This window comes from Methylobacter sp. Wu1, from assembly GCF_036553575.1.
GTDB lineage: Bacteria > Pseudomonadota > Gammaproteobacteria > Methylococcales > Methylomonadaceae > Methylobacter.
This window is the reverse complement of sequence record NZ_JAZHOC010000058.1, coordinates 12,518-23,884: the sequence shown is the minus strand read 5'-3', so window position 1 is coordinate 23,884 and position 11,367 is coordinate 12,518. Positions and strand designations below refer to the sequence as shown.

The 11,367-nt window shown below is 51.7% G+C and carries 9 protein-coding genes and 1 pseudogene; 6 read left to right on the top strand and 4 right to left on the bottom strand.

The window, feature by feature from the left end; genetic code table 11:
* Positions 1–30 precede the first annotated feature (30 nt).
* Positions 31–2,178, top strand: coding sequence for an FAD-dependent oxidoreductase (locus V2P20_RS11530; protein ID WP_331818438.1), 2,148 nt, complete (start codon positions 31–33; stop codon positions 2,176–2,178).
* Positions 2,179–2,209: 31 nt separating this feature from the next.
* On the opposite strand, the gene cas9 is transcribed toward V2P20_RS11530, so the two are convergent.
* Positions 2,210–5,251, bottom strand: coding sequence for a type II CRISPR RNA-guided endonuclease Cas9 (gene cas9, locus V2P20_RS11525; RefSeq protein ID WP_331818436.1), 3,042 nt, complete (start codon positions 5,249–5,251; stop codon positions 2,210–2,212).
* 466 nt (positions 5,252–5,717) lie between these two features.
* On the opposite strand from cas9, the gene V2P20_RS11520 reads away from it, so the two are divergent.
* Positions 5,718–6,389 (top strand): lysozyme inhibitor LprI family protein, encoded by a 672-nt coding sequence (locus tag V2P20_RS11520; protein WP_331818434.1) that lies wholly within the window; start codon positions 5,718–5,720, stop codon positions 6,387–6,389.
* 91 nt (positions 6,390–6,480) lie between these two features.
* On the opposite strand, the gene V2P20_RS11515 is transcribed toward V2P20_RS11520, so the two are convergent.
* The 3 genes from V2P20_RS11515 to V2P20_RS11505 all read right to left on the bottom strand — a co-directional run bounded on the left by V2P20_RS11515 (position 6,481) and on the right by V2P20_RS11505 (position 8,008).
* Positions 6,481–6,717 carry a WGR domain-containing protein gene (locus tag V2P20_RS11515; protein ID WP_331818432.1) on the bottom strand — a complete coding sequence of 79 codons (237 nt, stop codon included), beginning with the start codon at positions 6,715–6,717 and terminating at the stop codon, positions 6,481–6,483.
* 502 nt (positions 6,718–7,219) lie between these two features.
* A complete protein-coding gene (locus V2P20_RS11510; RefSeq protein WP_331818430.1) occupies positions 7,220–7,435 on the bottom strand; it encodes a GDCCVxC domain-containing (seleno)protein in 216 nt (71 codons plus the stop codon).
* A 27-nt stretch (positions 7,436–7,462) separates the two neighbouring features.
* Complete coding sequence (locus tag V2P20_RS11505) at positions 7,463–8,008, bottom strand: cation transporter (protein ID WP_331818428.1); 546 nt, start codon at positions 8,006–8,008, stop codon at positions 7,463–7,465.
* A 217-nt stretch (positions 8,009–8,225) separates the two neighbouring features.
* On the opposite strand from V2P20_RS11505, the gene V2P20_RS11500 reads away from it, so the two are divergent.
* The 4 genes and pseudogenes from V2P20_RS11500 (at position 8,226) to V2P20_RS11485 (ending at position 10,939) form a co-directional block, all read left to right on the top strand.
* On the top strand, positions 8,226–8,693 hold the full coding sequence (locus V2P20_RS11500) for a transposase (protein WP_331818426.1): 468 nt from the start codon (positions 8,226–8,228) through the stop codon (positions 8,691–8,693).
* Positions 8,694–8,724: 31 nt separating this feature from the next.
* Positions 8,725–9,153 (top strand): IS1595 family transposase, encoded by a 429-nt coding sequence (locus tag V2P20_RS11495; RefSeq protein WP_331818561.1) that lies wholly within the window; start codon positions 8,725–8,727, stop codon positions 9,151–9,153.
* A 41-nt stretch (positions 9,154–9,194) separates the two neighbouring features.
* Positions 9,195–10,157 (top strand): annotated as a pseudogene (locus V2P20_RS11490) (DUF3987 domain-containing protein); the annotation flags it as partial.
* Positions 10,158–10,696: 539 nt separating this feature from the next.
* Positions 10,697–10,939 carry a hypothetical protein gene (locus V2P20_RS11485; RefSeq protein ID WP_331818424.1) on the top strand — a complete coding sequence of 81 codons (243 nt, stop codon included), beginning with the start codon at positions 10,697–10,699 and terminating at the stop codon, positions 10,937–10,939.
* The last annotated feature ends 428 nt before the right edge of the window (positions 10,940–11,367 follow it).

Genomic DNA, 11,367 nt, shown 5'->3' with positions numbered 1-11,367 from the left:
TAATCAATCAGCGCTCACCAAGGAAAAACAATGACCAGATCGCACATCGTTTTGCTGATAATCATGGCCGCGCTAATAGGCGCCTTTTTCTATTCCGATTTGCAGCACTTACTGACGCTGGACAATTTAAAGGCCAAACACGAGGCTCTCCTTGCTTATACCAATGCCCATCCTGTCAAAGCTACAGCTTTTTATGCACTGATTTATATTGCCATAACGGCCTTGTCCCTGCCCGGTGCCGCACTGTTGACATTAGCCGGCGGCGCGATTTTCGGTTTGTTGTGGGGAACATTGATCGTATCGTTCGCATCCACCATCGGCGCCACGCTGGCTTTTCTGGCCGCGCGCTTCCTGTTTCGCGATCTTGTCAAGGCTAGATTCGCCGATCGCGTCAAAACCGTGGATGAAGGCATGGCGCGCGATGGGGCTTATTATTTGTTTACCTTGCGGCTGGTGCCGATTTTCCCGTTCTTCGTCATTAACCTGGTCATGGGGCTGACCGCCATTGCAACCCGCACTTTCTATTGGATCAGCCAATTAGGCATGCTGCCCGGAACCGTGGTTTACGTCAATGCCGGCACCCAACTGGCTAAAATCGATACTTTATCCGGCCTATTCTCGCCCGCTTTGCTCGGATCGTTCGTCTTGCTGGGATTTTTTCCTCTCATAGCCCGAAGGAGCGTATCGGCTGTTCGAGCCAATAAAATTTATCAAAAATGGACTAAACCCGAAAAATTCGACACCAATCTTGTCGTCATAGGCGCAGGGGCGGCAGGATTGGTCGCCGCTTATGTTGCCGCTGCCGTCAAGGCTAAAGTCACGCTGGTCGAAAAACACAAAATGGGCGGTGAATGCCTGAATACCGGCTGCGTGCCGTCAAAAGCCTTGATCCGTTCAACGAGATTGCTGGCGCAGTTTCACAGCGCTGCCAAGTTCGGCATCAGCGGCGTTAAAGCCGATTTTGACTTTGCCGAGATTATGGAACGCGTGCAGCGTGTGATTGAAGCCGTCGCGCCGCACGATTCGGCGCAGCGCTACCGCGAACTCGGCGTGGATGTCATCGAAGGCACTGCCAGGATTGTTTCCCCTTGGGAGGTTGAAGTCACGACAGGCCAAGGCTCACGCATCCTGACAACGCGTTCCATCATCATTGCCGCCGGCTCACGCCCTTTTATTCCGGCAATCCCGGGCCTTGAAAATATCGATTACCTGACTTCCGATACCGTCTGGAATTTGCGCGAGCAGCCCAGGCGTTTGCTGGTGCTGGGCGGCGGCCCTGTCGGCTGCGAGCTGGCGCAGGCTTTTGCCCGCCTCGGTACGCAAGTCATCCAGGTCGAAAAAGCACCGCGCTTGTTGACGCGGGAAGATGCTGAGGTTTCCAAAACCATAGCGGAAAAATTCGGCCAGGAAGGCATAGATGCACGCCTTGAACATACCGCGAAGCAATTCCTGATCGAAAACGGGGAGCATATCCTGATCGCCGACTATCAGGGCCAGGAAGTGCGCATCGGCTTTGATAAGCTGCTGCTGGCTATCGGCCGCACAGCCAACACTTCCGGATTCGGCCTTGAAGACGTCGGCGTGGAGCTGTCGCCCGGGCATACGGTGCAGGTTGATGAATGCCAGGCCACCAACTATCCGAATATCTTCGCCTGCGGCGATGCGGCAGGCCCCTATCAGTTTACCCATGTAGCCGCGCACCAAGCCTGGCATGCATCGGTCAACGCCCTGTTCGGCAGCTTCAATAAATTCCGTACCGATTACGCCGTGATTCCGTGGGCAACTTTCACCGATCCGGAAATCGCCCGTGTCGGCCTGAATGAGCAGGACGCCAGAGAGCAAGGCGTCGCTTATGAAGTCAGCGTTTACAATGTCGATGACCTGGACCGCGCCATCGCCGACAGTGCTGCGCACGGTTTTGTCAAAATACTGACGCCGCCCGGCCGGGATAAAATTCTTGGCGTCACGATAGTCGGCCAGCATGCCGGCGATATCATTGCGGAATTCGTGCTGGCCATGAAACATGGACTTGGCCTGAACGACATCCTGCGCACTATCCATATCTATCCGACGATGGCGGAAGCCAACAAAAACGCCGCCGGCGTCTGGAGGCGCCATCACCAGCCGGACCTATTATTGAAGTGGATAGCCCGCTTTCATGCCTGGCGGCGGGGCTGAGGCGATTCGATTTTTCACGGCTGGCCGCTGCTTAGCATTCGATGAGCTTGCCGATGGCATTGATCTTGTGCTTTCGTAGCCGCCATCTGTCAAATGACGCTTCGTCAATGCTGAAGTGAATCTCTTCCTCTTCTACGTCGGAGGACGCTGCAGAATGCAAACGCAGCATGCATCCGTTGCTGCCGGCATCCAGCTTCCGGACGCGGTAAAAAATCCTTCGCCCGGCCTGTTCGACGCTGACCGTATCATTGACATGCAGCGTCATGACAAACTCACACTGTTCTGCCGGGCCTGTTTTAATGAGCGGCTGTTTCTGTTTGCCGGCGGCTTGGCCTTGATGCCTTGCTTCCTTCATGCTCACAAAATCGCTGATATATTCGCCCGTGTTTTTGTTCCTGAATATTTTCACATGATGGCAGATGCCGTCCAGCCTTTTAAAAACCCTGCCCTGCTCGCCTATAGCGCCGGTTTCGGCTATCTCGGGATTGGGCGATGCGGTTTCCGGCCGTAGAATCCGCACCCGCCTGATCGGCGTTTTGCCGTCTTTGTGATATACCGTCACGCCTTCCGTAAACGCAGCCTTGGGTTTGTTGTTGCAGCGCTCCAGGTGCTGCACGACGATCTTCCTGACCGCGGGATCAATAATGCTATTGGCATGTGTAAACGCACCGTCCAGAGGTCTTCTATAGGCCCTGCCTGTCCCTGTTTCTTTAAGCAGCGGCGCATGCGCCACAATCATGCTGTCGAGCGCATGCTGCAGATCCTCGCGCAAAGTCTGCCAGGCCGGTTCGACAGGCAGATCGTCCAGGTTTAATCGGGACTGCTTATGCTCCAGCTCTCTGGCCGCCTCAATCAGGCGCTTATAAAACAGCCGATCCATGCACGCAATGACCAACGCATCAATCGCATGATTCCGGTGGTCGGTCCGGTCTTTTAACGGTGCGCTGCCGAGCTGATCGTTCAATCCCCATCGCTTCCGGACCCATGCGGTCATCATGCCTTTGCCGACCGAAATTTCCGCTCCCAGCTGTTTCAAATAGTCATGCGTTATGCGGCTGATGTAGCGCGCATCATTGAGTTGCTTGCCGATACAATCCGCTTTCCGCAGTTCTGCCGCCGTCATGAAAAAACGCTTTTTCTTCGGCGCAAGAGATCTGTCCCAGCGATTGAGGTTTTGTACAATGTTATGCCAGTGCGCTTCATGACCGCCAAACGCATCAATGGGCGTTTTATGGCCCTTGCTGCGGTTTTCCTTGCGGTAGCACAACACTTTGTTCATGTAGGAATCGTCCAGTGATTCGCTGTAGGGCAAAATATGGTCAATCTCAACTTCGGAGCCAAACAGAGCCGATGAGCTGATGCGCAGGCCGGAGTAAGCGCAGCGCTGGTGTTGATCGCGCCATAGCCGGTATTTCAGTTGAACGGTTCTGTTGGTGGCGTCGGCCGGGTTCAGATACGGATACCGCCGCTTCATGTCCTGAAACATCTGCATCGCCTCATCATTCGCCCGGGCCTTGGCTTTTTGCTGCCTGACGAATTCTGCCTGGCGCCAGGCTTTCATGTCCAGATCACGCGCCATTTGGATTCTGATCGCATCGGGCTTGCCATATTCGGCGATCAGGGCATTGACCAGTCGCCTGAGCTCATGCAGCCCTTTTTGCATGACGGGATTGGCGATTTCAGGCGGCAGGCCGAGGTTATCCTTTATTTCCATGCCTTGAATTTCAAGGCCATACCCCGCACTGATCCGCGCATCGGCGTAACTTTGGCCCTGGTAAAGGAAAGGCAGCAGCTTGTTGATGGCCTTAACGGAAAGAGGACAATATTCCGGCTCAAGCTCCAGCAGACACAGACTGTCGGCAGTGGCCGGGCTAAAGCCCCAGTGCGCAATCAGCCGTTTCTTCAAAACCGGCTTCTTGCCGATGGTCAGCAGATCCTCAACCAGAGCCTGCTGTTTCTCAGTTCCCAGATCATCCCATACGCTCAGAACTTTCCTGATCCGGCAGGCAGTCACATTGCCTTTCAGCGTTTTATGACTGCATTCCAGATTGAATGCCGTGCTTTCATCGAAGCCCAGTATCGCCCGTACCTTCGAAAACGCCACATCGGCTTCGGCTTCGAACAGCGGGATCAATTTGCCTTTTTGCCCGGCTGATAAAAACGCCCCCTGTTCGCCGCCATCCTTAAAATACGTCAGACTATTGATAGTTTGCAGATAGCGAAATCGCTGGCTTTCCAGCCGGGCCATACAGGCCTGTTTGCGTTTGGGTTCCAGAGCGCAGCGGCCAACCCGCGATTCAGACGGTCTTTGACCAAAGATGATGCGCTCCAGCTGCTCTTTGGCCTGTTCCGTTAGCAGAGCGTGGTGACATTGCTGTTGTTGCCATATCAGTTCCAGTTCATCCTGATACATTTGCCGATCCGTACGCACACGCCGGCCAAAGGCCGGATTATGCTGATGGCCGCGAAGATCCGGCCTCGACAGATATTCTCCCAACGTCCGGCAGCCCGTCTCTTTTATAGCCTTCCTTAGTGCCGCGACCTCTTTTTTTAAATCCGTTTCTTCATTGCCGCGCTCGGCATGGGCATCGCCCTTCCCAAACTCGGCCAGAACCGCCAGCGCATCGGGGTCATCGATCATATCGCCCGGCAACGCTTTGCGGCCGTGCGGGCAGCTTCCGCGTTGGGCCAAATGCAGGATCACCCGGCCCAGTTCATACGCGGATAACTTATGATCCAGCGCTTTGGCGCGCAAATGATAAGGATTGCCGATCCGGTTCAGTATGACTTCCGGGTTGGGCGATGCTTTCAGGGCTTGCGGTAAGAGGTTCAGCTTTAACAAATAATCGAGCGCTTGTTGCTTTCGCCTGGCTCTGCGCTGGAGAATGCGTCGGGTTAATCTGGCATTGCGGCATTCGGCATTTTCAGAGTTCGGTGTTTTCTTTTTGCCGGCTTTGCCTAAAACCCGGCAACCCAAATCCACTAGCCCATCAGGTCTTCCATGCGCTTCTTCAAGCAATGCCCAACCGATGGCATCTGCGCTCAAACTTAATCCCAGAACTCTCTTGCTCATTCTTAATCCTTGTGTATAATCCGAACGCTGATGTAACCGATTAAACCTATGGTTAACTTTTCATACCAATGGAATTGTCTTCCGTAGGCAGCGCTTCCAGGCGCCCAGAGCCCTCGCAAAGTAAAACTTAAGGGGGCTTTTTTATATCCGGCGATTGGCTACTTTTGTTATTTCCATACTTCTTCAATCAGCCCTCTTCCGGCAACCTGCTTTTTCATCAGTTCGCGATAATCGATATGGTTGTCTGGTTTGTCGATCTTCATATAGCTAAAACTGCTGCTGACTCATCAATCCGGGGTCATGAATACAAACATTCTTGATAGGCAAGAAGACGTTTTATAAGCTTTTATTATAAAAGGCTTAAATTATGAGTCTGAGCTTGAAGTCACAATATTGAATATGAGCGTTGGGCACTCATGGCGTATCTGCCGTCCATATCGCCAACTTATCAACCGGGAAAAACAACATGCTTCGAATATTGATTGGAGGAATTATTTATATTTTCCTCGCCGGCATCAGCTCGGCTGCGAGTTTTGATTGCAGCAAAGCCAAGAGCCATCCTGAAAGCCTGATTTGCTCGAATTCCGAATTATCCGAGCTTGATGAATATCTTGGACGTTATTATCACGCAGCGATGCAGGAACTGGGGGAAGGCTCGGCCTGCCTCAAGACCGACCAGCTTCAATGGCTGAAGACAGTGCGCAACGCATGTGGGGACTTCGCCTGTTTGAAACAGGCCTATATTGAACGCCTTGGAGAACTTGACCTTTTGCAGCCCGGCGTGACTGCGATCAAAAATATGGACCTGCCGGTTCGGAAGAGCCTGGCCTGGATTGTCCCTCCGGCGCCTGACACAACAGCCGCACCGCGAACAGCAAAGGAAAAACCCTTTGCAGTATCGGGTGCGCTGATAAACGGGATCGACAAGGGCGACGGCGTTTCAATCCGGACAAAGACAGGCGAATCCTACCCTGTTATTCTGCTTATGGCGACTGATGGAGACTCTGTGCAGCGACTCATTCAATTGGCTGCGAATAAGAACGCTTCATACACTGCCAAAGGGTGCGCCGTCACAGACGCGGCGGGAAAACAATCTTTCGATCCCGGAAAGTGCGTTTACATTTACGAAGTACGATAAAAAAACTTGCGACTCCCCGCGCCAATGCATACCGCCCGGCCCAGCCAATGAAATAATGGATCCGTTTCCCTTCCGGGCGATACAGCCAATTTCACTTGGAATGATAACGATAGCCGCCTTTCTGCTTGCTCTGACACAGGCGCTGCGCGGCATTGACTGCCTCTTCTTCGGTATCGAACCAATCCTTGCGTACGGTGCCCGGTGAGCCGACACGGCCCCATTCGCGGATCAATGACCAGTCGCCGAACAGTCCCGGCATGATGATCAGTTGATAAAACTGGTTCATGTTTTTGTCCGCCTCGCTTCGAACCAGATAAATGCGATTCATTTCAATATCGCCTTCAATTGAAAATGCTTTTTACAGGCCATAGTGCCGCTTTTTCCCGCATTCATAGCAAAAAACGAGCCCTCCGGCAGTCTCAGTAATTTTTAAAACTCGACAGGACTTACGCAGTTTGCCCGTTCCACCGTCGAAACAAGCGGTTCTAAAACCTGTGGGGGCGACTTCAGTCGCCACTTGGGCCTGAAATGGGCGACTACCAACAGTAGGCGCTCTAGGCGAAGTCGCCCCCACAGGTTTGCGTAAGTCCTGCTCGATTATAGTTTGTTCCGCCCGATGTTCTTGCGGGGGCATATCATAACCATTCTGTAATAAATGTGTAATGAAAGAATGCGCCATGAAAAAGGCCGGGCTCGCGTTCCATTTCCACGGGCTCATCTAATTGCAAATGAAATTCGGGCTTCAGTCATCCGTCCTGGACGGGAAGTATCAAACTGACAGCCGATCAAACCATGGAACCACTCATCTTGTTTAGTCAGAGGTTTTTATCCTATCCGGCGCAACAGGATGTCTGTTGCTGGATGGGTGGACATTTGACCGAACCGTAAGAACAGAACACGCAGCAATCCCCTGGCTTTGGTCTGAGCAATGTGCCGCAGGACTTGCAGGCGTAGAAAAACAGGCAGGCATCGATCGGCATGGTTTCCGTTTCGGCATGCCCGCAATGTGGACAGGTAATCGTCGACTCAAGAATTATGGCCGCCATGAATTCGCTCCTCTTTTGTCCGAAGCATCAGGTTGCTGCACGACTCTCCGCCAAGGCCGATGTAATAACGCGGATAGCCGAACGCATCAAAAATCCCACGAGCCCCAGAGCGACTACAACATCTGGCCAGCCCGAACCGGTGAACCAGACGGCTCCAGCTGCAACAAAAACCGAGCTATTGGACACGATGTCGTTTCTCGAACACTCCCACACTGAACTCATATTCACGTCTTCATGGCGATGCCGCCATAGCAGAAAGAGGCAGAGGGAATTGGCGGCTAGGCCCAGCAGACTGAATGCGCCCATGACCTCGAAGAGCGGCTGGCTGGGGACGAAAAATTTATAACCAATCTGGGCGGCCACACCGAGCACCGCAAGGAAAATAAGCCCGCCCTTAAATAGGGCCACTTTGGCTTTAACAGCAGTACTCCTTGATACCGCGTAGAGGCTCAGGCCGTAGGTCAAAGCGTCGCCCAAATTATCCAGGCTGTCGGCTAACAGTGCAGTCGATTTGCCATAAAGCGCTGCGACAATGATGACGAAGAACATCACGGCGTTAATGGCGAGAACCATTTGCAACGTTCCACGCTGCCGTTCGCGCAACCGGTCTAAAGCACAATTATCATCACAGCAACCGCTCATCACACAAACCTCATAGTCACTTCATGAGCTATGACAGCCTTTACGCCACTGCCATACAAAAAATCTGTGGCTCTTATTGGATTCCGGGGAGATACCCAAGCATTGTTGACTCCTTGAATTTGAGGTTCAGTATCGCCATATAGGACGGATGATTACCTTACCTCAACTATTAGACAACGCCAAATGCTTTGAGACGGTTCGTGCCCTGCGCTGGCCGGATAAAGTCTCTTGTCCCCATTGCAGCTCAGAAGCCATTATCAAGCAGGGCAAGGATGATACCCAGCCTGAACGACAGCGCTATAGTTGCAAGGCTTGTCGGCGCAAATTCGACGATTTAACCGGTACGATTTTCGCGGGCCACCATCAACCTCTGAAAATCTGGGTGCTGTGCCTGTATTTCATGGGCTTGAACTTATCGAACGCGCAGATTGCCCGCGAGTTGGATTTAAATGAAGCGGATGTTCAGCAAATGACCCGACAGTTGCGTTCCGGGATTGTCAGCAAAAGGCCAGCGGTGGTGCTGGAAGGCGAAGTCGAATGCGACGAAGTTTATGTGGTGGCTGGACACAAAGGCCAACCGGAAACCGTAAAAAAAAGGCCGAAAAGGTCGACGTAACCGGTTAAAAGGCGCTCGTGGACGCGGCACTCTGGCCAAGGAAAAGCCGCCGATATTGGGCATGATTCAACGCGGCGGACCAGTGGTCATTCAGATGCTGGACAATGTACAGCAAGCGACCATCCAGCCCGTGATTCAAAGCACCCTAGCGCCAGGTACGCTCATTTATACCGATGAATACGCGATTTATGACCGCCTGGAGTCATGGGGCTACGCGCGAAAAAGCGTTTGCCATAGTGCTGGAGAATATGCGCGCGATGAGGATGGCGATGGATTTTATGAAGTACATGTGAACACGATGGAAGGTTTCTGGTCGCTGCTGCGTTCCTGGTTACGCCCGCATCGCGGGATTTCTCAAGCGCATCTGCCCATTTATTTAGGCTTTTTTGAATTTGTGCATAACGCCAGAAAACGCGGTAAAGCGTTATTAAGTTCACTGTTGGAACTGATTATCAGCTAACTCCCCGGAATCCATTATGAGCCTTACCTTTATTCGTTACCAACGCAACCTCAGAAGCTATGGATATATGGCTTAAGGCGAACAAGGGTTATATCAGCTTGGCATCGTCTGAACAAGGGCTTATGAACTCCGTACTCGGAATAATCAATTCTGGGTCGGGCAAGGACAAACGAGCAAACAACAACGACACCCTGCTCAATCTGTTCGACGGTCAGAGGATAGGATCATTGCGTATTGGCCGTGTGCCGTTCTCAGGGCAACCTGTTGGTGCTGTGGCTTGTTTCGCGCAAGACGGTTTAGTACAGACCATTCTGGAAGCTTCAAACGGAACTGGAGTTAGTGAACGCTTCCTGATGATTGTTGAAAACCACAATTTAGGGAATCGTGACCATATGAAAAAACGCCCCGAAGATAAAGCGCTACTTGCTGAGTATGCGGAGAAGTGCCAATTCTTTAGGGACGTTCTGATTAACCCCCTTATGTACGACGATCTGGTTCAACTTAAGCTTAGTGATAGAGCCATGACGCTGATAGCTATGTACAAAAACAAAATCGAGATGCACTTAGCAGACGGTGGCAAGTTCAGCCACATTTCACTGAGAGGCGCGGCAGGGAAAGCCGATACTCAGATTATCAAGATAGCGGCGAACCTCCAGGTATTGGATGACCCAAGCCTAGGTATTGTGGCGGATAAGTATGTGGAAGCGGCCATAGGGATCTTTAACGACTTGCTGGAAGCTAACCTCAAGTTGTGCAGGGATAAGGACATCATTGGCCACACGGCTGAGTATGAGGCTATCACCGCGTATTTGAGCCGACAACATTCAAATCAGGCTCTGGCCAGTGCTATCATAAACTCTATGAGAAATACGCAACCATTCAAGAGTTTCACCGGTAGCAAGTCGCAAGCGATCAATGACGCTTTGAGCGGCATGGTCGGTGAAGGTTTGCTGACGGTATCAAAACCGATAGCGGGTAAAGGACTCACTTATAAATTGATCTGATTGCGCAACTTCGAAGAGCCCTGTGCGGTTATCAACTGCGCGGGGCTTTTTTATGCGCGGCGGTTTCTCAATTTGACGGCCACAGGTGATGGTGATTTTTTAGCTTTACAGACTTTAACCCAGAACTGGCGCGGCCTCCGGCCAAGTCTGTAAAAGTCTGTAAGAGGGCGTTACAGACTTTAACCCAGAGCTGGCGCGGTCTGTAGAGTATTTAGTAATAAAAGTAGTATTTTTTTATTTATATAATAATAGAAATATCCATTCGCCAACCTACGCACTGTGGATTTCTCACGCACACACGCACACGAATAGATTTTGTTACATTTGTTACTAAAACCGCTGTAGTCCGCGCCAGCTCTGGGTTAAAGTCTGTAAGAGGCGTTACAGACTTGTTACCAGCGTGTTACAGACTTGGCTGAAACCCACATCCACCCTGTGGTTTTCACGATCAGTACACTACTATCAATACACAACATTGTGTATGTTATTTCGCATATGTTATATTACAGCTATAAAATAACATATATGAAGGAATCGCTATGTACAAAACAATCTCAGTTCGCCCTGCCGTACACGCAAAACTCAAACGCTTATCAGCGGATCTAGCTGTGCCAGTCGCTCAAGTCGTAGAACTGATGTGCGAAAAGTTTTCCGCTGCCGATCTGTCAGCCCCAGCCATTGACCACTTAGCCGAGCGCCTTGAGCAAATCGCGGCAGAGCTAAGAGCCGCAAATGCAAAACCTGTGGCTGACAGCAACGACGATTTCAGCGACTTAATCTGATGCGCCACGCGCAAGAGTGGCTTTGGGCTGAACTGCACTGCGCCTTTGGCCCCGAACTCCAATCGCTCAATGCTGAGCTCTATGGGGCGTATGCGCACTGGTGCGGGGCGAACGGATAGTAAACAATAAACAGCTTCGCCTATATCAAAAATCGTGCCAGCCTGTAAGCCTTATCACATGCGGCCTTCAGCAAGTTGGCATGGAATCATGCTAGGGAAAAGATTGTTTCCTATTAACAACACATCACCGCGACCCACCACGATGGGCTACAAAGTGTGGAAGCAAAATTGCGGTGTCCTCCAAGATATTGAGCGTACTGTCGAGATTCTGGAGTGGAAAAAACCCACTCCCAGATCCCGGTTCGCTTACGGGGATTTCCCCGAACGGGATTCTCGAAGCGGAAAAACTCCACTTCGAGAATCCATAAT